This is a genomic window from Enterococcus sp. AZ149, from assembly GCF_051714285.1.
GTDB classification, from domain to species: Bacteria; Bacillota; Bacilli; order Lactobacillales; family Enterococcaceae; genus Enterococcus_D; species Enterococcus_D entomosocium.
The window spans coordinates 2987606-3011080 of sequence record NZ_JBIORO010000001.1; the positions used below are offsets into that span (position 1 = coordinate 2987606).

General features: G+C 42.7%; 21 protein-coding genes. 7 read left to right on the forward strand and 14 right to left on the reverse strand.

The features are described from left to right. Positions 1-48: 48 nt before the first annotated feature. Genes IGI94_RS13765 through IGI94_RS13780 form a run of 4 tightly spaced genes read right to left on the reverse strand, consistent with a single transcriptional unit; the run spans position 49 to position 5020 of the window. Positions 49-1701: an extracellular solute-binding protein gene (locus IGI94_RS13765; RefSeq protein WP_061053315.1), complete on the reverse strand. Its 1653-nt coding sequence runs from the start codon at positions 1699-1701 to the stop codon at positions 49-51. 21 nt (positions 1702-1722) lie between these two features. Then, positions 1723-2637, reverse strand: a complete 915-nt coding sequence (locus IGI94_RS13770) for a carbohydrate ABC transporter permease (RefSeq protein ID WP_008379474.1) — start codon at positions 2635-2637, stop codon at positions 1723-1725. A 15-nt stretch (positions 2638-2652) separates the two neighbouring features. Continuing rightward, the gene (locus IGI94_RS13775) at positions 2653-3606 is read right to left on the reverse strand and encodes an ABC transporter permease (RefSeq protein WP_008379472.1); all 954 of its coding nucleotides are present in this window, start codon (positions 3604-3606) and stop codon (positions 2653-2655) included. 55 nt (positions 3607-3661) lie between these two features. After that, positions 3662-5020 (reverse strand): alpha-L-fucosidase, encoded by a 1359-nt coding sequence (locus IGI94_RS13780; protein WP_438899887.1) that lies wholly within the window; start codon positions 5018-5020, stop codon positions 3662-3664. Between the two features lie 296 nt (positions 5021-5316). Between IGI94_RS13780 and IGI94_RS13785 the strand changes: the two genes are divergently transcribed. Genes IGI94_RS13785 through IGI94_RS13800 form a run of 4 tightly spaced genes read left to right on the forward strand, consistent with a single transcriptional unit; the run spans position 5317 to position 9679 of the window. After that, positions 5317-5946: a YesL family protein gene (locus IGI94_RS13785; RefSeq protein WP_061053317.1), complete on the forward strand. Its 630-nt coding sequence runs from the start codon at positions 5317-5319 to the stop codon at positions 5944-5946. Between the two features lie 15 nt (positions 5947-5961). Next, entirely contained in the window at positions 5962-7833 is a 1872-nt protein-coding gene (locus IGI94_RS13790; protein ID WP_438899888.1) for a beta-N-acetylhexosaminidase, read from the forward strand. Between the two features lie 18 nt (positions 7834-7851). Then, complete coding sequence (locus tag IGI94_RS13795) at positions 7852-8349, forward strand: hypothetical protein (protein WP_270276631.1); 498 nt, start codon at positions 7852-7854, stop codon at positions 8347-8349. Between the two features lie 25 nt (positions 8350-8374). Next, positions 8375-9679, forward strand: coding sequence for an alpha-L-fucosidase (locus IGI94_RS13800; protein WP_438899889.1), 1305 nt, complete (start codon positions 8375-8377; stop codon positions 9677-9679). A gap of 234 nt (positions 9680-9913) precedes the next feature. On the opposite strand, the gene IGI94_RS13805 is transcribed toward IGI94_RS13800, so the two are convergent. From IGI94_RS13805 to IGI94_RS13840, 8 genes are all read right to left on the reverse strand, one after another. Continuing rightward, on the reverse strand, positions 9914-10414 hold the full coding sequence (locus IGI94_RS13805; protein ID WP_005233764.1) for a GNAT family N-acetyltransferase: 501 nt from the start codon (positions 10412-10414) through the stop codon (positions 9914-9916). 150 nt (positions 10415-10564) lie between these two features. Continuing rightward, the gene (locus tag IGI94_RS13810; RefSeq protein WP_438899890.1) at positions 10565-11866 is read right to left on the reverse strand and encodes a family 20 glycosylhydrolase; all 1302 of its coding nucleotides are present in this window, start codon (positions 11864-11866) and stop codon (positions 10565-10567) included. Positions 11867-11885: 19 nt separating this feature from the next. Then, complete coding sequence (locus IGI94_RS13815) at positions 11886-14153, reverse strand: helix-turn-helix domain-containing protein (protein ID WP_008379459.1); 2268 nt, start codon at positions 14151-14153, stop codon at positions 11886-11888. A 129-nt stretch (positions 14154-14282) separates the two neighbouring features. Then, positions 14283-15209, reverse strand: coding sequence for an ROK family protein (locus IGI94_RS13820; protein WP_061053321.1), 927 nt, complete (start codon positions 15207-15209; stop codon positions 14283-14285). 530 nt (positions 15210-15739) lie between these two features. Next, complete coding sequence (locus IGI94_RS13825; protein ID WP_008379457.1) at positions 15740-16276, reverse strand: flavodoxin domain-containing protein; 537 nt, start codon at positions 16274-16276, stop codon at positions 15740-15742. A 19-nt stretch (positions 16277-16295) separates the two neighbouring features. Continuing rightward, positions 16296-16877 (reverse strand): TetR/AcrR family transcriptional regulator, encoded by a 582-nt coding sequence (locus IGI94_RS13830; protein ID WP_005233744.1) that lies wholly within the window; start codon positions 16875-16877, stop codon positions 16296-16298. A gap of 283 nt (positions 16878-17160) precedes the next feature. Continuing rightward, a complete protein-coding gene (locus IGI94_RS13835; RefSeq protein ID WP_005233743.1) occupies positions 17161-18342 on the reverse strand; it encodes an AI-2E family transporter in 1182 nt (393 codons plus the stop codon). Between the two features lie 15 nt (positions 18343-18357). After that, positions 18358-18711, reverse strand: coding sequence for a PTS glucitol/sorbitol transporter subunit IIA (locus tag IGI94_RS13840; RefSeq protein WP_086298211.1), 354 nt, complete (start codon positions 18709-18711; stop codon positions 18358-18360). A 118-nt stretch (positions 18712-18829) separates the two neighbouring features. On the opposite strand from IGI94_RS13840, the gene IGI94_RS13845 reads away from it, so the two are divergent. The 3 genes from IGI94_RS13845 to IGI94_RS13855 are packed head-to-tail and all read left to right on the forward strand — an operon-like array spanning position 18830 to position 20417. Further along, entirely contained in the window at positions 18830-19852 is a 1023-nt protein-coding gene (locus IGI94_RS13845; RefSeq protein WP_034878296.1) for a lactonase family protein, read from the forward strand. A 19-nt stretch (positions 19853-19871) separates the two neighbouring features. After that, positions 19872-20222, forward strand: coding sequence for a hypothetical protein (locus IGI94_RS13850; RefSeq protein WP_005233740.1), 351 nt, complete (start codon positions 19872-19874; stop codon positions 20220-20222). A 33-nt stretch (positions 20223-20255) separates the two neighbouring features. Next, positions 20256-20417 carry a hypothetical protein gene (locus tag IGI94_RS13855; protein WP_005233739.1) on the forward strand — a complete coding sequence of 54 codons (162 nt, stop codon included), beginning with the start codon at positions 20256-20258 and terminating at the stop codon, positions 20415-20417. A 43-nt stretch (positions 20418-20460) separates the two neighbouring features. Here the strand turns inward: IGI94_RS13855 and IGI94_RS13860 are convergent, their stop codons facing one another. Together IGI94_RS13860 and IGI94_RS13865 are read right to left on the reverse strand one after the other, a co-directional pair. Then, positions 20461-22008 (reverse strand): bifunctional metallophosphatase/5'-nucleotidase, encoded by a 1548-nt coding sequence (locus IGI94_RS13860; protein WP_005228018.1) that lies wholly within the window; start codon positions 22006-22008, stop codon positions 20461-20463. A 175-nt stretch (positions 22009-22183) separates the two neighbouring features. Then, positions 22184-23467: an ABC transporter substrate-binding protein gene (locus IGI94_RS13865; protein WP_005233730.1), complete on the reverse strand. Its 1284-nt coding sequence runs from the start codon at positions 23465-23467 to the stop codon at positions 22184-22186. Positions 23468-23475: the final 8 nt, after the last annotated feature.

A 23475-nucleotide genomic window follows, 5' to 3' on the forward strand; every position in this document is an offset into this window, starting at 1 on the left:
AACGGGTGGAGATTGATTGTCTCGACCCGTTTCCCTTATCGTATGATATTAGTTTGCTTTCCAGCGGTCATAGGCCGTTTGATAGACTTCGACATATTCGTCAATGCCCATTGCTTCGATCGTTTTCACATAATCGTCCCAATTGTCTAATGGCTCGACACCTGTGATAAACTTCGCTTCCATTTGTTCTACATAAGTTGTCAAATCAGTGGCAGTGGCTGCTACTTTGTCATTTTCTTCAATCGTTAAATACAGTAGCGGGAATGGTACTTCAGCGATGTCTTCCATCTTTTCTGCCGTTTCTTGTGCAACCCAATCACTAAAACGAGTATCTGGTTCTTCATCAGCCGTTTTGCGAATATGGTATTCACCTGTTGTATCAATGACAATGTTTGGTGTAGTCAATCCATATGCCGGCGTGATTTTGCCGCGTTCGTCTTCCGTGTTGTCTGTATCAATGCCATCCACATAAACCCGGACTTTTTCGCCATCCGCATTTTCTTGGTACTCCCAAAGAACACCTTCTGGCCCTTGTTCAATATATTTTGTGCCTTCTTCCGAATAGAAGTAATCCACCCAACGCATGGAAGCTTCTGGGGAAGGATTGACATTGGTCAATGCAAAAGTTCCCCGAGAGATTCGTGGACTGCCAGGGATCTTGGCTTCTGGTGCCCATTCAGAGGTCAACGGTTGGAACATCGGATCGTTCATCGCCTCTGCCTCACTGCGACCAGTAGTAAAGAAGCTGAAATAGTCGGCAAAAAGCCCTAGTTGATTGTTTTCACCCTTCGCTTTTTTCTGCTCATCTGACTGTCCATAAACTTCTTTATCCAGCAAGCCTTCATCGTAAAGTGTATTCATGTATTCCAAGAATGCTTTGTAGTTTTCTGATGTCGGTGTGTAGGAGACCACATCATCGTCCACTTGAATCCCGCGAGTCCGTAAGCCAAAGGCGGCCATCAACCAAACACGTGTCGAGTTCATATCGACATCCGTCAATGGAATCTCGTCTGCTTGACCATTTCCGTTAGGATCTTCGTCTTTGAAACGCGTCAACAATTCTTGCAGTTCCTCTGTGGTTTTCGGCAGTTCTGATACGCCTAAATTATCTAGCCACGTGCCGTTGTACCACATCGGGCCTTGCCACCAGATTGAAGTCGCATTCCGAGAGATCATTGGTAAGGAGTAAATGTGCCCATCTGGCGTGGTGATCGATTTCAAGATTGAGGGATCTTCTTGCGTCAGTGCATAAAGATTTGGCATGATTTCTGGCGTGATATACTCCTCTAAGGGAAGTAAAATCCCTTGTGAACCGTAATCGATCTCCATCGAAGCCGTCAGTGCTTGCGAACCAGCACCGTAAACGATATCCGGCAAGTCGCCGGAAGCAAAGGCTAAGTTCAGTTTCGTACTAAAGTCAGCCGATGGCGGTGTCGTATAAGTCAGTTTGATACCGGTTTTTTCTTGGTAATCCTGTAGCGTCGGCATGTCTTCCCACTCGGCCATTCCCACACCTGGTGCCATGATATTCAAGGTCAGCTCTTCGCCTTCTTTGATGATTGGAAATTGGCTGTCATGATTGATAGCAACCTCTTTTTTTTCTCCAGTTCCCTCATCTGAAGAATTGCCGCAGGCACCCAAGACGAGGGTACTGCATAAAGCGACACCCGCCATTCCTAAAAGTTTCTTTTTTAATCCCATTTTCTTCCTCCTTTGATTTTTTTATCCTTTAATTGAACCGACCATCATGCCCTTGACAAAATACTTTTGTAAGAACGGATAGACGATGATTACCGGTAACGAAGAAACGATCATGACACCGTACTTGATGACTTGAGCGAGTTGCTGTTTGCTGTATAGCATATTCGCCATTTCTGAAGTCACATTGCTGACGGTATTTGAAGACATATCTTGAAGAATCAAAATTTCTCTTAAAATCATCTGCAGCGGGTACATCGATCGATCAGAAAGATAGATCAATGCGTTAAAGAAGCTGTTCCAATGTCCGACGCCATAGAACAAAGCCATTACCGCAATGATCGGCGTTGATAATGGTAAAACGATCTGCATGAATAGACGAAAATCGGAACAACCATCCACAATCGCTGCTTCTTCCATCTCTCGCGGAATTGTGGATTGAAAAAACGTTCGTGTGACAACCACATTGTAAACCGAGACGGCCCCTGGAATCACCAGTGCCCAAACGGTATTCAGCATACCTAAGCTGCGAATCAGCAAATAGCTGGGAATCAAGCCACCAGACAGGAACATGGTAACCAGCATAAAATTGGTGAAGGCCCGTCGCCCATAAAAATCTTCTCGCGATAACGCATAGGCACAAGGCAAGGTTACCAAGAGATTGATCGATGTTCCTAACACTGTATAGTAGATCGTGTTCAAATAGCCACGCCAGATACTGCTGTTGCCCAATAATGTTCGATAGCCTTCGAAGGTGATTCCTTTTGGTAAAAGCCACATTTCACCTGAGTTTACCAGATGCGGATTTGAGATCGAAGCGCTGACGATATAGATCAGCGGATATAAAACGATCAGCAATGAAATTGCTAAAAACACATAAACAAAAATCAAAAAGATTTTATCAGCACGGGTATCTTTTATTAAAGAAGTTGTTTTCACTTTTGGTCCTCCCTCCTACAATAGACTAGAATTGCTTAAACGTTTGGCAATATGATTGACTACGATCAACAATACGGAATTGATCAATGAGTTAAATAGGCCGACTGCCGCAGCAAAACTGTACTGCGCATCTAACAGCCCTTGCTGGTAAACAAAGGTCGCAATCACATTCGAGGATTGCATATTCAAAGGATTCTGCATCAAGATGATTTTTTCAAACCCAACTGACATCAAGCTGCCGAAGCTCATGATCAATAAGATCACCATCGTGGGCATGATCGTTGGAATATTGATATACCAAACGCGTTGCAGACGAGAAGCGCCATCGATCGTTGCCGCTTCGTGCAGTTGCGTATCGACTCCAGATAGAGCTGCCAGATAAATCACAGACCCCCATCCCGTTCCTTGCCAAACTCCGGACAGGACATAAATCGTTTTAAACCAACGAGGATTGGTCATAAAGCTGATCCGCTCGAAACCCAAAAATTCTAATAGGTGATTGATGATCCCTGTTGAGGGAGATAAGAAAGCAATGACCATACCAACCATGACCACCACAGCAATAAAGTTTGGGGCATAAGTGACTGTTTGGGTAATCTTTTTAAACGGGCCGTCTTTGATCTCATTCAAAGCCAATGCCAGGATGATCGGCAGCGGAAAACCGACAACCAACGAATAGATACTGATTCCTAAAGTATTTTTGATGAGTTCCCAAAAATAATAGGAATCGAAGAAACGTTGAAAATGTTTAAATCCAACCCAAGGACTGCCCAAAATCCCTAATGAAGGCATATAATCCTTGAATGCAATAATGATTCCATACATCGGTCCATAAGAGAAAATCAAAATAATCAAAAATGCTGGCAACACAAACAAGTACAATTGCCGATTTTTCTTGATCTTCATTTTTATATCTTGTTTCTTTGTTTTAGGTACTGAAACGGTTTGTCTGATTGGCGCTGTTTCCATTCTTCCTCCTCCTTGCTTGGTGTTAGCCTTATCATGAATTGTATTCGCTTTCAAATCAATGTGTATTTTTTTCCCTATGTGTCGAAACGCGAATCCCAACTGCCCCAACGTTCGGCTGACTGATATCCGACCATAAGAGGTACGGTTCGGTAGCGTTTTTATAGACTGGTAACGCTTTTTTAGTGGCTAGATCAATTAGCTCGTCTTCTTCAGTTGCGCCGATCTCTGTTAAAGGAATCTGTTCGCAAGCGCCTGCAGCGATACTGCGAAATGCAAAATGAGCCTTGCCCTCTTTTTGATGGGTCAAATGCCATTCATTTGGCCAAGCTATTGGTTTCGCCCGCGTTTCATAGATGCCTTCACCATATAGCGCCAACCAATTGCCGATTTCTTCTAAGCGTTGGGTCTCTTCGAATGTAAATTCGCCATCAGGTGTTGGGCCGACACCTAAAATCAAATTTCCCCCTTTGCTGACTACCTCAATCAAGGTTTCCAGCAGTTCTTGGCTGCTCTTGAAGGTATCATTCGGCACATATCCCCAATCATTCCCAATCGGGATATTGCTTTCCCAAACTTTTTTAGGAATTTCTGCTAATGCAGGAATTTTGCGTTCTGGTGTCACATAGTTTTCATGACGGCCACCCATCATTCGATCAACGATGATCAATTCCGGCTGTTTCTCACGTGCAATCTCAGCTAAACGATCCATTTGTAGGTCTTCTTTTCCTTGCCCGCACCAACCAGCATCTAACCAAAGAAAATCGACTTTTCCGTAATTGGAAGTAATCTCTACAATCTGACGATGCACAAATGACACATAGCGCGCCCAGATTTCTGGGTGAAGGTGGGTGTCATAGCTAGCATGACGGCCTTTGACGGTATCATCATCCAACCAGTAAAAAGGAGAATACCAGTCAGCTTTAGAATAGTAGGCTCCTGTTGCAATCCCTGCTTCTTGAAACGCCGTAAACACTTCTTGTAAAATGTCGCGTTTAAAGGGACTTAATTTCCCGCCGATTTTAAACTCTGACTCCATTGTGTTGAACATCGAAAACCCATCATGATGCTTTGTTGTGAATAAACAGTACTTAAATCCCGCCTTCTTACAGATCTTGGCCCATTTACGGGTATCCAGCTTCTTCGGCTCAAATTGATTAATCAACTGCCAATAATCCAAACGCAGTGCTTCGATAGTTTCTCGATAGGGCTGGTTTTCTCTAGCCCATTCATCTTTTTCAGATAATTGCCATGATTCAACGATCCCCGCTTCAGCATACAGCCCATAATGGAAGATTACTCCGAATTTCAAGTCTTGAAACCATTCCAGACGCTGCTTGAGCATTTCTGTTTCTGGGACCCACGCTGCTTGCTCTCTCTCCTTGGCTTCTTCAATATCGCCGCGAATTTTTGTCATGCATTTGCACTCCTTTCTTTGTTCTAAATGTAAGCGAAAAAAAGTCCATCTAACAATATGTAACTTTTTTTACTGTGTTAAACCAAGCAAGAGCGTTTGTAAAATTTGTAACGAAAAAAGCTTCCTTCCATAAAAGCGTTAGGAGAAATAAAGCGGATCAAATATATTTGCTGTGTTTTTCCTGTATGGGATGTGTGATTTTTTCATCCATGCCCATTATCCATGGATCAATGGTACGATAAGGACAACAATTAAAGCGGATACAAAATGGTTATCCGTAAGAAAGTGAGGATTTTATGAAACAATCCAATGGTCTTTATCATGTTTCCTATCAAGTCGGTGAATGGCTCCTCCATTGCCTAAAATTGCAGTTTCTTTGGTTTTATTGGGTATTTCGATATGGGATACTTTTAGGCATTTTCCCTGCCACCGCTACGATTATCCAAGCTTTTTTCAACAGTTTCCAAAAAAAGGAACGCCCAGCGGCTTTGAAGCCTTGGTTCAGAACTGTCGTGAAAAAAAATTTCCGTCGCGCCAATCAATTAGGAGCCATGCAAGCGGGTTTGCTGCTTTTCTTATGGCTAGAATTGCGCATCTCTAGTACCTTTATCCAAAATAGCTTGATTCACTTTTTTTTGCTGCTGTTGTTTATCAGTGCCCTTTTGATCAGCTTGTATCTGCTGCCAGTGTATTTGCGTTATGACTTGCCCCTTCTTCACTATTTTAAGCAAGCAGTAATACTGATGGTTATCAGTATTCCCCAAACGATTGCGATGATTTTGGGAATCTTAGTAACTACAATCATTTTGACTTTTTTACCGATTTTATTAGTCATCGGCTTTGTTCCTTTTTTCCTTTTTCCAAATAGTTGGTTCTCTTTTCAAGCGATCCAACGTTCAGAATCATTGCTGATAAAAGAAACTTAAGAAGGGACGTTCGTAATGAAAGACATTTTTATCCAAAGTAATGAAAATCTTGATGATTTTTTTAGTCACATACTACCGGAACTAGCGTTGCGAGAATCACCGCAAGGGCATCCATTACAGCTGATTCAACGGCCCGGTTCTCTGAAAATTTGCCATGGTCCGCTAGCAACAATCATTTACTATCAAGAAAAGGCCCATTTATTTCGGGCATTAACTTTATGGGTGCATGAAGACCGCCCAGTCTATGTCTTAGAAGAACAGCCGCATTTTGAAGCAATTGGACCAATGATCGATCTGTCCCGCAATGCAGTAATGACCGTTGAAAAACTGCAACGCTTTATTCTATTGACAAGCAAGATGGGGCTTAATCGCCTCATGCTTTATATGGAAGACACTTATGAAATTCCAGAGTATCCTTATTTTGGTCATTTACGAGGCCGTTATACACAAGGTGAGTTAAAGAAGCTTGATAGCTACGCGCAATCTATAGGTGTAACTTTGATTCCGGCGATTCAAACATTGGCACACTTAACGAATCCCTTAAAATGGGGATTTACTAAAAACATTCGGGACACGGAAGATATTTTACTGGTGGGAGAAGAAGAAACATATACCTTTTTGGAAGCAGCGATCCGTTCGATCCGTTCGTGTTTTACGACGGATCAGCTACACATTGGCATGGATGAAGCACACCAATTGGGGAAAGGAAGATATTTGGTATTGCACGGTTTAAAAGACCGTTTCACGATTATGGCCGCACACCTAAAGCAGGTAGCTGCGCTTTGTCAAAACATAGGTTTTGAGCCGATGATGTGGAGCGATATGTTTTTTAGAATCGGTGCGCCTACGGGTGATTACTACGATTCAGACGTGTGTTTTCCGACAGAATTATTTGCTGACCTTCCTGCGGTCAAAATGGTTTACTGGGATTATTATCATCATGATCATGCCTCTTATCAGCGAATGTTTGCGAAACATCGGGAATTAAAACAGCCGATCGTCTTTGCTGGAGGTATCTGGACTTGGAACGGTTTGGCGCCGAACTACGGCAAAAGTTTCGCCACCATGCATCACGCCTTGCAAGCCGCCAAAGAAAACGATGTCCAAGAAGTCTATGCCACACTTTGGGGCGACGACGGAGCTGAAACACCATTGATTGCTGCGCTACTAGGTTTGCAATATTTCAGTGAAGCGCAGTTTGGAAACGACCTTTCGTTAGAGAATTTAACTAAAAAATTTCAGCTATTTCACCAGTCAATAGCCAACGACTTTTTACTGCTTGATCGCTTTGATCAAACTGCAGGTGTGCCAAAAAACAATCCTCACGGAGAAAACCCCAGCAAGCTGTTGCTCTACCAAGACTTGCTGTATGGCTTGTATCAAGAAAATTTAACTGATCTTTCTTTTGCATCCCACTATCAAACATTGGCTCAAGAGTTGGCTGCTGTGAAAGCAACACGGGACACACAAACGATGTTTGCCTTTTATCAGCAGCTGGCTGATGTTTTGGCACAAAAAGCCTGTATTACCACCCAGATCACCAGTGCCTATAAAAGCAAGGATCGCACCGGACTGCACCAAGCAGTAGATGCGCTCAGTGTCTATAAATCCGCCTTGCAATCCCTTTATGAAGCCCATCGTCAAGTCTGGTTTGACTGGAATCGACCTTTCGGTTTTGAAATTATCGATCTGCGATACGGCGCCTTGCTGATGCGCTGCGATACGACACTTTGGCGGCTTACTGCCTTCTTGGACGGGGAGCTCGATACGTTGGAAGAATTGACTCAACCGTCCTTACCAATGGTGACCCCTTTCAGTGGCAGTACTTCTGTGGGTCGCAATTTATTTCATGGAATCTATAGTGCGGGGAAAATTTCTGATGTTTAAAAGAAGGAGTGAGAACTTATGAAAACATCCTTGCTGCGCCGAACCGTCATCGTGAGTCTGCTGGCTATTGTTAGCCTATTCTTTCTCTATTTTCTAACAACCGGTTCTTCTGCTCCAGTTCATGCCCAACCTTCAGAAAAACTGGAGATGACAGGCAATATTACAAATCAAGCAGCGGCGGAGGCGTGTTTGGCAGTGCTGAAAGAAAATTTACAAGCAGCCTCTGACCAAGACGCGTCAGCCTATGCCGCAACGCTAGTGGCAGCGGCACGAGCAGAGACGACCCAAGAATTAGCTGATTTTTTTGCAGAAGAACAGCTGCAGCACACGCTGCTTTCTTTTGAAGTTGTTAAACAAGAGACAGGATCCATGCTGGTCGCGGCTCAACAGAAAACGATCAGCCCAAAAGACTCTTCTTACCGTGACCACATCACAGAGGCTTACCATACCTTTGTCAAGGAAGCAGATGGCTGGAAAATTCAAGAAACAGTCATGACGAATACAGAATTTCTTTAAGTGATTGAAAAAGGAGTTATTTTTAATGAGAACGTATAAAAATTGGCCTGCCGACTACCCTGACCCAAACTGGTTCCTCCATGATCGGTTTGGCTTATTCATCCATTTCGGCCTATTCAGTATTGGCGCTCGACACGAATGGTTTATGACGACAGAAAAAATTGAACCCACCACCTATCGCGAGAACTATTTTTCTCAGTTTGATCCTGATCTTTTCAACGCGGAGGAATGGGCTCAAACCGCAAAGAAGGCCGGTTTTCAATACATGGTCTTCACAACGAAACATCATGAAGGCTTTGCCCTTTGGGACACCGCGCTCAGCGACTACAAAGTAACCAACACCCCATTCAAGCGAGACCTCTTAGCAGAACTGCTGCCGGCATTTCGCAAGGTAGGCATTAAGGTCGGACTGTATCATTCGCTGATCGATTGGTATCATCCAGATTTCACGCTCGACGGCCTGCATCCGCAACGAGAGACTATTCAAGCCCGTCAAGCCAATGACCAGCGGGACATGCGCCGTTATCAAGATTTTTTGGCTGGTCAAGTCACCGAACTATTGACCAATTATGGAACCATCGATTATATGTGGTTTGATTTTCCTTATAGCCATCGAGATTGGGGCTGGTCAAAAGGCAAGGGTGCCGCCGATTGGGATAGTAAGCGGATCGAAGAAATTTGCCGAAGTCTACAGCCGGAGATGTTACTGAATGACCGTTTGGATTTGGGCCGAGGGATTACCACCCCTGAGCAATTCCAACCAGACAAACCATTAGAAGCGAATGGATTGCCTTTAATATGGGAAGCGTGCCAAACGATGTACGAAACGTGGGGCTATGATCGTGATGCTCAGCACTGGAAATCCAGTGAAATGATGACCAAAATGCTGATTGACACAGTAGCAAAAGATGGGAACTTTCTCTTAAATATCGGCCCGAATGCTCGTGGAGAAATCAACTTACCAACTCACGGCCATTTAGAAGCCATCGGTTCATGGATGCATTATCATCAGCAAGCGATTATCGGCTGTGGTGCCAGCACTTTTCAACCGCCTATTGACAGTCGTTACACCCAAAACGGGAATAAACTTTACTTGCACCTCTTCTCCTACCCCTACAAATCCTTACATCTTCCGGGACTTGCAGGATGCGTGAAGCATATCCGTTTCTTACATGATGGCTCCGAGTTGTTTTATCGAGGATTTGATCCCGAGGAAGTTCTCACGTCAACGGAAGCCATCATCAACAAAGAGGACCTTGTTCTCAGCTTACCCGTCTGCCCCCCAGATGTGTTGGTACCAGTGGTCGAAATCACTTTAAAAGAAACGTAAGCGCCTATTGCACTGTCCTAAATGAATATTTTATTGATACAAAAACATTGTCCTTACTTTCTTTACAAAAAAATGACTAGAAACTGATCGTTTCTAGTCATTTTTTATGGCTATTTTTTCAAAAACTCCCCAAATTCGCTTATACGAAAGTAGCTAGCTTGTTGAACAGGTGATGAGAACATGCAAACATGCTGCGGGATTGATCCTTTTTTAAAGGTACTTACCACGGGAGGGTCAAAGTTCCTTAGACAAATAAAGAACAAGATCGTCATTGTTACAACAAGGCACATTCATCGCACAATTCTGATTATTGAACCAAACACCAGATCCATCTGGAATATAGCCTTGTTTTACATACAGTCTCTGGGCCGATCCATAACCATTGTGTAAACCTACCCCTAATGTCACCACGGCAGCTATTTCTCGTGCCTTTTCTTCGGCTGCTTTTAAAAGCTGACTGCCTACCCCTTGTTTTTGATAGGATTCAAAAACATTAAAATCCACAATTTCTGGGTACAAGCCTTTAAATGGTCCGTGCTTTGCTAGAGGGACCAATGTCAAATACCCGGCAGTTTTGTTGTTTATTTTGGCAAGCAAAATGTATCTCTCCCCCGCTTCTTGTTCGTTTAAATACTCCATCAAGAGCTGCTGGCGAGAAGGCCACCCTTGCTTTAAAAACATTTGATCCATTTCAAGGATATCTTTTTTCTTCAACGGTTGAATGTCTATGATCACTTATTGCTCCATTTCTCCCCTCACTCGGAGTTACGTTCATTTTATCAAAATACTATTGGCTTTTGTTTCACTTGTCACTAAACTTATTCATCATAAAGAAAACAACAGGGATTGTCAGCGATGTGCCCTTTCACCCAATTCCTCTAACAATCAGCTAAATGTCGCTTCCCACCCATCATAAAGCTTTCGAAATGTCTCTTTTGGTCGATTTGGCTCATTATAAACTTTTTGGCTAATGGCCGTTTGGAGCCAAAAAATCGCTTGGATCACTTCACGACTAGTCTGAGCCTCAGGTACATCCGCCCAGACGGATAAAGCGATCGCCTGTGTTTGGGCAAGCTGTTCCTGTGCAACTGGTTGTCCATTGGCAAACGTCGTCAACTGGAATTCATTGCTGATTTTTTCGTAAGTTGGGTAGGTATACCCTGCTGCTTCTCCTAAGACATAATAGAAAAAATTATCATTGTGATTGATCATGGTATAGCCCTTTTCAAAAAAGACATCCGCCGGCGCCATATTCTGGTTCCAACGGGTCCAATAGGAGATTTGACAATTCTCCGTCAACGTTGTCTGCTCTTGGCGATTCAAGCGGTAAAAACCATCATTCCAGACCCGCACAACAAAGCCGAGACTTTCAACAAAGGCCACCAGCTCATTGACATAATCAATAAAGACTTCGATTCCGCTGGCTTTTTCCCCATAGCGCTCGCGGGCAGCTTCGATCATTTGTGGAAAGTTTTCTAACTGGTCAAAATCAATAAACTCATCGGCCCCGATGTGAAAATAGGTGCTGTCTTCAAACAGTTGCGCATATTCTCGATAAACTTCCTGAATAAAGGCTACCGCTTCTGAATCCAAAATGTTCAGTGCTCGATCATCACGAGTGCCATCTGCTGTCGGCAATTGCCATTGAGGTTTTTGTGCTAGGACTTGACGCAAATGACCAGGAGAATCAAAATCAGGGATAATGGCAATTGCATGATTTCGAGCATACGCAATCAATTCACGAATTTCTTGCTTGGTCAAACATTCTTCCGAAACAATTTCTGGAAATTGCTGGGATTCAATCCGAAAGCCTTCGTTTTCCGAAAAATGAAGTTGCAGATGCGTGAATTGGAAGCAAGCCATGCTGCGAACGATTGCTTTCAAATCAGCTAGCGAATAAAATTTGCGCCCGATATCGATCATCAGACAGCGTTCTTTAAGCGCTGCTATATAGCTTTTCTGTGCTAATTGACCCGTCGCCTGATCTCGGCCATATTTGGTTAACGCGTAAAAGGCATGTTCTGGCGAGGACACACTGATTGTTTGGTTTTCAAATCGAAAATCAGCATCCAGCTGCGGATCGATCACTATTTTCGGTAACGGATCTTTCGCCGACTGCCAACCTATTTCCTCAAAAAAGACGGCTGCTCGTTGCTGAACTTTTGTCAAATCAACTTGTTTGTTCATCTCATTTTCCCCCATACTTTCAATAATTTCTCATTTTTTGGTTCATTTCACGGTATTGCCCTGGTGTCACACCCACTATTTTTCGGAACTTTCTCGTATAATTGGAAACATCATAATACCCATTGTTGCGAATAATTTCTTTGATTGGCAAATCTGTTTCAATCAGTTCCTCTTTGATTTTTTTCAGTCTTAGTTCTTGAATATATTTGGAGAAGGTTTTGCCGCTTTCTTTTTTTACAAAACGGCTGACATAAGAGACAGAAACACCAACCTCCTCTGCCACCGATTCCAAGGAGAGCTGTGAGGAATGGTAATTTTCTTGGATAAAACTGAAGATTTTCTCATTCATTTCCGACTCATCATCCAGCGGCTGTTTCTGCACCTTCGTGCAAATCTGCTGGGCAATCGTTAACAAGGCAGACTGCAATTGATTCAAGCTGTTGAAATCAGCACTTTCAGAAGCGGTATGCAGTACTTCTGCCCCCACCAATTCACCGCCGACTTGCGCGATCGTATTCAACAAGTAGTAGCCATACATTTTTTGGACACGAGGCGAAGTCTGTTTACTCTCGCCTTCTTCGATCAACCGCTGGATCGTTTCACTGGCAATCTCAATATTTCCTTGATTCAAGGCTTGGATCAATTTTAATTTTTGATTGTCTGGGTAATTGATTGGCAAATGATTGGTCTCTTTGGAAAGCTCCGCATAGTAGCTGATTTGCTTGCCTTGACTCCCTTGATTTTCCAGTGCTGCCAACCCTTCGATATAGGATTCATTGATGGCGGTTAGTTGATCGACCGTCATACCGACACCCATTGTGGGTGTTAGGGAGATCGCATGGGTAATTTTTTCCGCAATGGCATCCACAATTTCTTGTTGTTCTTTGCCATCAACAAACCCTACGGTCAAGGCTAACATTTCTTTGGATAAAATTTCCGTCGCATATGCCGTATAATCCGCCTCTTTGATTTCCTCGATATAATCGATCAGAAATTTTTTATCTCCTTGCTTGGCTTTGGAATCCACAGTTTTCGTATCGATGGCGATCACAAAGTAATTTGACTTAGGAAAGCAGACATGAACCGCTTCTAAAAGCAAAGCCAGTTCTTGCTCGGACCGAAAACGTCCGCTCATTAATTTGCGCAGCACTTGCTCTCTGGCATGAGGTGTTTGCAGGCGGACTTCCTGATGTAGTTCTTGGTGCTCAACCAAAAATGCCGCCAAGGTATTATGGACATCATCCATCGAATGAAGGGTCATTTTGGGGTCCCGATGAAACTCCTGAACCAGATTTTCGATTTTGCGAATTGGGCGATAACTACGTAACCCAAGCATCACGACTGCAGTGATACCCGTAAATAATATGGCGATAAATACTAGGACGAACTGCTCTTGTACACGGTTGACCGATGCCAGCGCTTGATTCGGATTAGCAACGGCTACCACTGAAATATTCAATTCATTATTGGCAATCGCTTGAACAAAATACGTTGATTGTTCAAACCGCATTCGTCCTGTTTGAATGCCTTTTTTCATGCGTTCGGGATGATTTAAAAAGCGCGCTAACTCATCATTGGTGGTACTGGCTAATAACTGGTACTCATCATTGATAATATAGGTGTTACTGATCCCATCGTTATTGCTGAGATCAAGAATTCTCTTCAAATTGTTCTCTTTGATTTCATAGATCGCTGAGCCATAGACAGTCATCTCTTCACTTTGAATGGGAACGATATAAAAGAAACGGGAATATCGCTGCTCCTCACCGGCGCCTTCTAATGTCAACAATGTAGGCGCTGAGGAATCCAATTGTGCGGCTAACTGTTCCTGGCCCATTTCATTTTTCGGCAGTACTTTTTTCAAAAATGTGTCAAAAGAGAATGATCCTACGGTTGAATACAAGGTTGCTGGGGACTCTTTATAATATAAATAGACTTCTTCGACTAAGTCGTTGGTGATTTTGTACGTTTGCATGGCCTCTCTTGCTTCTTTGGTCAAGTAAGGATGCTGCAAATATTTCAATGAGACAACATGATCATTGGTCATTTTTTGCGTCAGATAATTCAATTGAATAAACGTATTTTCTAAAGAATATTTCAACTGAATCAATTGATTTCTAGCGGTCAGCATCACTTGTTCATTGATACTTTTGACAGATGTATCATACCAAATCCATGACACGGCTAAAAAAGGCACTAAAAACACGATTAAATAAGAGCTGATGGCACGAATGATTCCCCTAAATAGTTTTTGACGATTCAGTTCCGTGTACTTTCCCATTTGCATCACCTATTCTCTGTTATTTCGAAAGCTCAAAAACGCTTTCATTTATCGGTACTTATTTAGGAGAAAAGAATGTATGATACTCTAATAAAATACGCTTTATTTTAATAAAAAACAATGCTTTTTTACAAGTCAGCTATCAGGCTTGTATTTTCTTAACCAGTTATAACAAGCGCCCAATAAATTAGATTCATTGCCGAAACGACAGGCACAAATGTTTGGCACGATAACAGTACTAGGAATCTGCTCAGCAATCATAGCTAATCGTGCGTTTACATGTGGGATCAAGAAACGGCTCGCACTGATTCCACCGCCAATCAAGATGATTTCCGGATCAATCATATATTGCAGGCTATAGCAAGCCGCCGCCAGTTTATCGACAAAATCAGCTACTACTGGCAGACATCGCGGATCTTGTTCTTGAACCAGTGTATCAATACGCTGGCCATTGATTGTTGGGTCTCCGATACGTTTTGCTGTTTTCTCTACTAATGTTCTGGTTGACCCTGCGATGCTCCAAAGTTCCCAATCCTTCCTTTCGGTCGGAAAAAGCAGATAACCAAACTCTCCTGCTAGTAAGTGTTTGCCGCGAATCAATTGATGATCGATCATCAAGCCACCGCCAACGGATGTACCTAGGACAATTGTCGCAAAGGACGCACAATTTTGAGCGTGACCCAACCATTTTTCTGCCAATAGCGCACAGTTGCCATCATTTTCGGCAGCAACTGGACATTGGTATGTACTGCGCAAATGCTTAACCAGTCTTTTACCAAATCCTTCATATAAAGGTGATGTCATCCCGATTTCTTGGCTTTGTGGATCAACCAGTCCCGTTGAGCTAATAGCGATGCCATCAAATGCTGCTGCATAGAATGCATCGATCTGTCGACATATACGTTGCGTGACTGTGGAATATTCCTTGTTCATAGGAAATTGAGTCAATTGTCTGCGTTCCCCTTGACTATTCACTAACCCACATTTAATAGCAGTACCGCCAATATCAATTGCTAAAATCCACATTTTCTTGACCTCGCAAGGTTTTCTTTTGTCTTGCATTCAGTATACGCAACCAATGTTTTCAGCGACCATATGTATTTCTTGCAACAATATGTCAAATCCGTCCAAGCCATAAAAAAGCCCGCAACGAAAGATATCTTGCATTTAGAAAGAATATACATTGTACATACAGAGATAGCTTCTCTGCTTATTTTTTTAGCACTTGAAAGACCTGGTTTAACGTTCAGCTTCACAAAAATGTTCATCATGCAAAGCTAAAAAATAGAACTATTAGATACAATGTCTGAGAATTTTATAAACAAAGGAATCAGCTACTCCCGTTTTTTCTATTAAGATAAGCTATAAACAAAAAAACCGTCACGCATAAGACATCCTCTCATGCGTGATCGGCATTCTACTTACTCATTGAATTTTAGGAATAGATCAAACAATTTTAAGAACTTAGTTGCAGACTCTTGGTGTCACAACAAAAAATCTATTCGCAGTAAACTAATTTTGTTCTGTTCTTACACTCTGGTCACTTATTGCTCATTTGATTCATAAAACCTCAATAAAGCGCTTGTGCTCGTTCAATACAATTCCTGCTCCAAATAATCCACCAACGGAACCAAGTATTTTTTATCCGTCCAATCGCAATCTTGTCCATTGGCTTCCATGAGTACCTTCGTCTGTGGGTCATAGGTGTGTGGCTCTTTTTTAGCGGCCGCTTTTCTTAACATTTTCACTAAGGTTCGATCGAAAAAGTTCATTTTGCTTTCCTGCCATTGTCCTCTTCCGTAAAAAAAGGGGATGTCCTTTAGCGGACCCGTGAGATTCTGTTCTCTGAGTTTTTTCACTACCACTTTTTCAGGAACAGAAGCTCCCGCACAAAAGATGAGTATCTCTTTGCCTTTTAGCTGATTGCTATTCTTTTTTAAAAAGGACAGTCCAGCAATACCCGAAGCATAGATTCCCCCACAGAAGATAATTGTGTCATAATCCATTACTTCAGCTATTTTGGCTTTTGGGGTTTCTAGGCAGGGAAAACCTGTTGCTTCTTGAAGCCAGTGGACATACTTTTTGACAGCGCCGTATTTCGATTGATAAACAATAATGCCATTTTTCATGAGGAATTCCTCCCTGCAGTTAGGACTGCGACCTACTTTTTGTGCCATCTATTGCCTGTTTCAAAAACATCTCGTAAGCTTCTTCCTGTTGTGCATAGATTTCACCTAGTGGAATACCTGGTGTCGTTACTGCGAAAATCGTGCCGATTCCGATCGTGTAAATGAGCATATGCAAGTGCAGCTGTTTGGCGGTTTCTATGCTGATGTTCAAATCGGCGGCAATCCTTTTTGCTACTTGAGGATTCGTCTCCAACTGATACAGCTCTTCTAATGACGAAACATTCGCTCTTTTTTGTAAGACAAAAATTCTCAAAATTTGGGGTTCTTCTTTCGCCAATTGCAAATACGCGTGTCCGGTACTGCGAAACAGATCCTGGGGGTCGCTATGGGCTTCTAGATACGCTTGTAAAAATTGCCGTGCTTTCTGCTCTACTTCTGTTCGCAGACCCGCCATATTGGTGCAATAACTATAAATGGGCTGGACTGAACAGCCTAACTTTTCCGCAATATTTTTGACAATCACTTGCTCCATACCGCCTTTTCGAGCAATCTCAAAAGCGGCATCAACCACCATTTCCTTTGTTATTCGTTGTTTTGGCATCCAAGCCCCTCCTTAAGCACAAGTCACATTATATAAATGATTTATATAACTAGATTATATTCTTTTGTTCCTGCGAAGTCAATCGGGTCCAAGACACTACTCCCTCGCTCTTTCTATTGAATAAAGAGCTGTCGATTTCTCACAAATCATCGTTCATAGGTTGTAAATCTTCCGTTACTTTCCAATGATTGCTGGCTCTTTTTATCCGCACAAAAAAGGTACAGCCCACAGAAAAAGGCTGTACCGTTGATAATACGTATGGACTCTTTTGCACTCGAAGCTGCTAAACTTCTGGGGTGTCCTCTGGTGGTGCTTCGAGGATTGGTTCTTCCTCTTCATACAAGGAGGAAACCCGCGTATACCATTCAAACACATGGGTAATGATCACCTTGGCAGCCGCATAGACAGGAATCCCTAAAATGACCCCAACAAGACCAAACAATTTTCCTGAAGTCAAGAGGACTAACAGGATCGTGACAGGATGGATCGACAACTCATTTCCTAGAACTAATGGCGAAATCAAGCGTCCTTCAATGGTTTGCTCAATAACAAAAACGATCAGAACTTGGATCAGTAACACGGGTCCGCCGACGATTCCTAAAAAGACCGCAGGGATCATGGCCAAAAAGGAGCCTAAATAAGGGATCAAATTTAGAAATCCCGCTGCAATCCCCAGTGTGATGGCATAATCTAAGCCAATAATACTAAAGCCGATCATAAACATCACTGCGACCGCAAACGCCACTGTCAGCTGTCCCCGAATATAGGAGGATACCTGGTCATTCATTTCTTTTAAAACGATCAGTGACGGCTGGCGCATTTTGGTTGGTAAAAATTTGACAAAATAAGGGGCTAGTTTGCGGCCATCTTTCAGTAGGTAGAACAAAATAAACGGCATGGTAATGACCGCTAAAACGATCGTCGCAACGGCCCCGAAGAAACTACCTAGATTTTGAATCGTACTGCGGGAAAGATTTTGGACGATATCCGTCAGAGAAGAAATCAACTTCTCATTGGAAGCTTCGATCTGATCTTGGACTTGCGAGAAGATTGGATCAGACAAGATTTCATTCACCTTATTCTCAATAATCGTCAAATACCCCGGCAGATTATCCGCAAAACTCATGGATTGCTCTTGAATCTTAGGAATGATGACCACCACCCCCCAGACAATCAGACCAACCACCAAAACAAAAAGACCAAAAATACTGTAAATTCGTTTGATTCCTTTGCGCTCCAAATAGTCAACAGTGGGATTCATCAAGTAATACAAGATCCCAGCCAAAATGATTGGCAATCCGACGATGGCTAAAAATTGCCAGACAGGCTCAAACAAATATGAAACTTTCGTGAAGAGCAGCAAAATTAAGAGAATCAATAAAATGACCAGCAAGCTGGTCACTGCTTGATTGTTTAAAAACCATTTCCAAAACCAGGAATGCGGCTTTTTCTGCGTTTCTTTCATGACATTCTTTGCCTCCTAGTTGTACGCCACTTGCATGCCGACTTCGAGGTTCGGCAAAACAGTTGGCGTTAAATAAATCGCACTTGAAAGCGGTTCTTCAGCCGGCACTTCGTCAAAGACAAAGGTCACATGCTGGATCGTTTGCAGGATTTGGTTAGCCACCGTTCCTACATATTGGACTTGATAGGTCTGATCACCAAAAGTAATCTGATCCTCTTTCTTTACGACTAACGCTTGCGAATCAGGAATCGTTTGGATGACTGAATATTCTCGCAATGTATCGGTCGCTTCTTCCCCAAAGAAGATGATCATTCTTTCTTGCGAATCGATCGCTTGTGGACCAATTTCTTTGATCGTCCCTTTTTTCATATGACAAACTCCCCTTTCTATCTTCTCGTTTATTATAACATAAAGAGTTTTTCTACCCGCCCAAAACCGCATTCTATGGTAGAATTAAAGAGGAATGAAACTATTAGGAGGTTTTTTTATGTTGCAAACGATTTATTTGGGTACGTACACTCGTCGCGAAAGTAAAGGGATCTATTCGATCGCTTTAGATACGGAAAAAGGAACACTGACCGATTTGACCTTATGCGCGGAAGAAAAAAGTCCGACTTATCTTGCCCGCAGTAAAAAAGAAGCAGTTTACAGCGTCACAGAAGTAGCTGGCAACGGTGGCGCCGCTGCTTATACCCCAGACTTTACCTTGCTGAATACCGCAACGGAAGAAGGCGCACCCCTTTGCTATGTAGCAGTTGATGAAAACCGTCAGCTTTTATATGGTGCCAACTACCACAAAGGTGAAGTGAATGTTTATAAAATTCTAGAAGATGGCAGCATCGAAGCAACGGACAGCATCTACCATGATGAACCCGTCGGCTCTCATGAAAACCAAGACAAACCTCATGTCCATTATACTGACTTAACACCAGACCAACGTTTAGCAGTTTGTGACCTTGGAACGGACCGGGTCTATACTTATGATATTTCAGAAGATGGCAAACTGACAGAAGTAGCTGTCTATGTGGCAGAAGACGGAACTGGTCCTCGTCACTTAGTCTTCCATCCAAATAACCAATACGCTTACTTAGTGGGCGAATTAGACAGCTCATTGACTGTTTTACGCTACAATCAAGCAGATGGCAGTTTTGAGAAAATCCAAAAGGTGCCAACGATCCCTGCGGACTTTACGGATTTCAACAGTGGCGCTGCGGTACGGATCTCGAACGATGGACGTTTTGTTTACAGCTCAAATCGCGGCCATAATTCAATCGCTGTTTTTGAAGTAACCGATGAAGGCGCTGGCCTGGCTTTTGTTCAATCAATCTCAACAGAAGGCGACTTCCCTCGCGATTTCGATTTGGACCCGACAAACGATTATCTGGTTTGTGCCAACCAAAATTCTGATAACCTAACGTTATACAAACGCGATGAAGCCACTGGCAAATTGACTGTCTTAGAAAAAGACATCTACGCACCAGAATGTGTCTGCGTCTTATTCAAAAAATAAAGTTTTGGAGGATTCCCCCATGTTTGATAAAACACCAAAGGAACTCGTGCTCAAAGATTTTTCTAATATCTACAATAAATGTCAATCAACCTTTGAACTAGTGACGAGCCGCAAATACAATGAATCATTGGTCCTATTAACGACTGCGGAAACGTATGCGATCGCTGAAAAAGCCTATATTCGCTGCGATACTGCCAAAGAGCTGCAAACAGCGGAAGTCATTGCTTTCTTTGATGCTTTTGAGATCTATTATTTTGAATTAAAACAAGTCCTTTTTCATGATGACGATGATTTTGTTTCTTTAAAAAATCGTTTAGAAAAAATGAAAGACACTTACGAAGCATTGACAGCCTCATTTCATTTGTTATGATGAAATCAAATCAAAAGTGAAAAAGGTGACGTTATGAACCAAGAACAAGTGTTGGATCGTTTACGAGAAGAATTGGCCATGCCATTTTTCGAAGCAAAACTAGAAGACAAAGACTATTCCGAAGAAGACTATCAACAAGTCAAAGCGGATTTGGTAAAATACTTTGATGACTATGTACGTAATGTAGAAAATTAAGAAACAGCCTGCGATGATTCATTCATCGCAGGCTGTTTTGCTATTATAACGTCACTAGAAAGTTTTGATTCGTCGTGGCTTCGATCTGAGGATGCTGTTTCAAATAGTCAGCAATCAGTTCCGTCATATCGACTTGAATCTCACGAACGATTTTTTCGGCAGAAAACATGGCGTAGTTGCCACCGCCCACGGCACGGTATTGGTTGATGACGATCTCTAATTCCTGGTCCATCGCAATGGCTTTTTCTTCAAAGTCCAAACGGGTGATTCGTTGACCAACGGGTTGACTAAGATCGATCGTATACTCGATGCCTTCATACATATCGTAGTTATAATATTGCGGTTTTGGTTCAATAAAAGCAGGATTGAAAACGATCTGACCGTCAACAACGGCTAAATAATCCGCCGTTTGTTCTAAAGCAGCTTTTAATTCGGCACCTGTTATTTTGACTACAGCTAACGTATTTGGGTAAATATAATTGGTAATCACATCCCGCATCGTGATGGTTGCGCCAAAGCCTTTGCCTTCATTGTTGAAAAGAGCAGTGCCAGAAATTTTGGCGCCACTGGCAGCCATCTGAACACGATTGATGAATTCAATATAAGGATGCTCTTTCAAGCGTGCCCCCATCGGATCGGTGATTCGCATATCCCCACTGACTTTGCCTAACGGCTGATCTAGCCATGTTTGTAACTCTTCTTCGATGGGTGCTAACAAAGCCAACGTCTCTTGATCTGGGACAGCATCCGCAACAGGGATCAACGCAGCCGTACTGTTTGTGACATGAACCCCTGTCTGATTTTTTTCAACCGTCAATTCGATGGCGCCGATAAAGCTTCCACGATAACCGGGCTGTACAACGGGAACACCATTGATTTTTGTGGCGATCTCACGATGCTGGTGTCCTGTGAAGAAGGCATCGATTCCTGAGACTTCCTGCAATAATTGATAGCCCTCATTTTCGCCGGTCAATAATTCAGTCGGTTCCCCAGTGACTAAATCACGCTCGAAGCCGCCATGATAACTGACAACAACAATATCGGCTTGTTCTCGTAAGTAAGGTACATAGTTTTTCGCTGTCTCAACGATGCTGACAAACTGCATCCCGCGAATCGTCGCAGGTTGTTCCCAATGAGGAATATAGGGCGTCACCATTCCTAAAATCGCGATCTTTACCCCTTCTTTTTCAATGATGGTGTAAGCTTGCCCAAAGAATGGTTCCCCCGCTTCATTTAAAATATTGGCTGCAAGTACCGGCGTTTGGTAGCTGGCGATCGCTTCTTGCAAATAAGGCAGACCGTAGTTGAACTCATGATTGCCTAAGACATGAACATCAACGTCTAGGTGGTTGACGACAGCGGTCAATGCGGCAACGGAGTGCTGGCTTTTGGCAATGTAATAGCTTAAGGGCGAGCCTTGGATAAAGTCGCCATTTTCGATCGTTACGACCGGTCCGGTGGCTGCTTGGCGCAGTTCTTTCATTTTGGTGGCAACTTTTGCCACGCCGAATCCTTGTTCCGTGTCATCGGCAAAATTGGTTGGATAAACATAGCCATGCATATCGCTCGTTTCTAAAAACGTGATTTTCATTCAAAAGACTCCTTTTCCCCTCAATACACCAAAAGGGCATGCGCATAAGTCGAAAACCCTCGAAAGCCAGCAAATTTTGCTTCCTTGCGTCTTCAAACCTTATGATACAAACCCTTTGGTGTTTCATCTCAGGTGTTTCCCTGATTATACCCTATTTTGACGAAGAAATTCAGAATTATTGGTTCCAAGCATCTTCTAATTGTGGTTTTGCGTTTTCAATCAATTGATCGACATCTTGATCTGTATTAGACAAAATGTTTTCCATGATTGAACGCATTTCATTGTAAGCAGGATCAGCATTTTCAATCACTGGGATCGAGAACAATTCTTTGGTTGCATCTTCTAATTTGGCAGCCACTTTTGTTTCAGGATTGTTTTTGTATTCATCGCTTTCCAAAACAGATTCAACAACTGGCATGTAGCCGGTATCGATTGCCCATGTTTTTTGCGCTTCTGGAGAAGTCAAGAATTTCATGTATTCAAAAGCAGCAGTACGTTGCTCTGGTGTTGCGCTGTTGAACATGTACAAGTCAGTTCCTTGTTGCAAGTTGATTGGTTCTGGACGAGCTGCTACGTCATATTCAAATTTGCCTTCGGTATCTTTTTTAACAAAACCTTCCCCTGCGATTGAGCCGACATACATTGCGACTTGCTCGTTGGCAAATGGTCCAGACAAGTATTGATCAGAACCAGCGATTCGGAAGTAGCCCTCTTTGACACCATCCAGGTAGTAGTTGATGACTTCTTTTGATTCATCGCTGTCTAGTTGCAAGTCTTTGTCAAAATCAACACCTTGGTTTTTCATTGCGATGGCGTAGTAGTTGTTTAATGAGTCAAAACCAGCACCTACTACTTCACCGTTTGATTTTTCAAAGATTTCTTGAGAAGCTTCTTTTAATTCTTCAAGGTTTGTCGGTACGTCAATACCATACTCGTCTAACATGTCTGCATTGTAGAACAGCATTTCTGTTGATTTGTTGAAAGGAATCCCGTATTGCACGCCGTCGATCTGCGCGCCTTCTAAAAGGGCACTGCGGATCTCTTCTTGGTCACCCCAACCGATAGTATCATCGTTGATGTATTCGCCAAGGTCAACCAACATGTCATCTTGGGCAGCATTCCATAACCAACCAGGATATGCTTGGGTGATAGTTGGTAGATCTTTTGGTGAAGGCAAGGTTGAATTCACCTTTGCTTGTAGATCAGAGTAGCTGGATTGGTTTTGCAATTCGATCTTGATGTTTGGATTTTCGTCCATGAATTGCTCCGTCAATTTCGTCAATGATTCTTCTTGCGCACCATTCATTGCATGCCAAAAGGTGACAGTCGTATCTTCGCTTAGTTCTGTAACGATTTCATCACTTTCGGTAGAACCAGATGAATCGTTGTTGTTTCCACAAGCCCCTAATACCAATGTCGCGGCTGCAGCTGCTGCAAATGCAAGTTTCTTTGTTTTCATTTTTTCCT

Bases quoted from the DNA above. Each gene is read 5' to 3' on its own strand.
- IGI94_RS13780 (WP_438899887.1), bottom strand. From the start codon at position 5,020: ATGACAAAAATTCGCGGCGATATTGAAGAAGCCAAGGAGAGAGAGCAA.
- IGI94_RS13795 (WP_270276631.1), top strand. From the start codon at position 7,852: ATGAAAACATCCTTGCTGCGCCGAACCGTCATCGTGAGTCTGCTGGCT.
- IGI94_RS13865 (WP_005233730.1), bottom strand. From the start codon at position 23,467: ATGAAAACAAAGAAACTTGCATTTGCAGCAGCTGCAGCCGCGACATTG.
- IGI94_RS13835 (WP_005233743.1), bottom strand. From the start codon at position 18,342: ATGAAAGAAACGCAGAAAAAGCCGCATTCCTGGTTTTGGAAATGGTTT.
- IGI94_RS13820 (WP_061053321.1), bottom strand. From the start codon at position 15,209: ATGCAAGACAAAAGAAAACCTTGCGAGGTCAAGAAAATGTGGATTTTA.
- IGI94_RS13790 (WP_438899888.1), top strand. From the start codon at position 5,962: ATGAAAGACATTTTTATCCAAAGTAATGAAAATCTTGATGATTTTTTT.
- IGI94_RS13775 (WP_008379472.1), bottom strand. From the start codon at position 3,606: ATGGAAACAGCGCCAATCAGACAAACCGTTTCAGTACCTAAAACAAAG.
- IGI94_RS13825 (WP_008379457.1), bottom strand. From the start codon at position 16,276: ATGAAAAATGGCATTATTGTTTATCAATCGAAATACGGCGCTGTCAAA.
- IGI94_RS13830 (WP_005233744.1), bottom strand. From the start codon at position 16,877: ATGCCAAAACAACGAATAACAAAGGAAATGGTGGTTGATGCCGCTTTT.
- IGI94_RS13765 (WP_061053315.1), bottom strand. From the start codon at position 1,701: ATGGGATTAAAAAAGAAACTTTTAGGAATGGCGGGTGTCGCTTTATGC.
- IGI94_RS13845 (WP_034878296.1), top strand. From the start codon at position 18,830: ATGTTGCAAACGATTTATTTGGGTACGTACACTCGTCGCGAAAGTAAA.
- IGI94_RS13855 (WP_005233739.1), top strand. From the start codon at position 20,256: ATGAACCAAGAACAAGTGTTGGATCGTTTACGAGAAGAATTGGCCATG.
- IGI94_RS13850 (WP_005233740.1), top strand. From the start codon at position 19,872: ATGTTTGATAAAACACCAAAGGAACTCGTGCTCAAAGATTTTTCTAAT.
- IGI94_RS13815 (WP_008379459.1), bottom strand. From the start codon at position 14,153: ATGCAAATGGGAAAGTACACGGAACTGAATCGTCAAAAACTATTTAGG.
- IGI94_RS13860 (WP_005228018.1), bottom strand. From the start codon at position 22,008: ATGAAAATCACGTTTTTAGAAACGAGCGATATGCATGGCTATGTTTAT.
- IGI94_RS13800 (WP_438899889.1), top strand. From the start codon at position 8,375: ATGAGAACGTATAAAAATTGGCCTGCCGACTACCCTGACCCAAACTGG.
- IGI94_RS13840 (WP_086298211.1), bottom strand. From the start codon at position 18,711: ATGAAAAAAGGGACGATCAAAGAAATTGGTCCACAAGCGATCGATTCG.
- IGI94_RS13785 (WP_061053317.1), top strand. From the start codon at position 5,317: ATGAAACAATCCAATGGTCTTTATCATGTTTCCTATCAAGTCGGTGAA.
- IGI94_RS13810 (WP_438899890.1), bottom strand. From the start codon at position 11,866: ATGAACAAACAAGTTGATTTGACAAAAGTTCAGCAACGAGCAGCCGTC.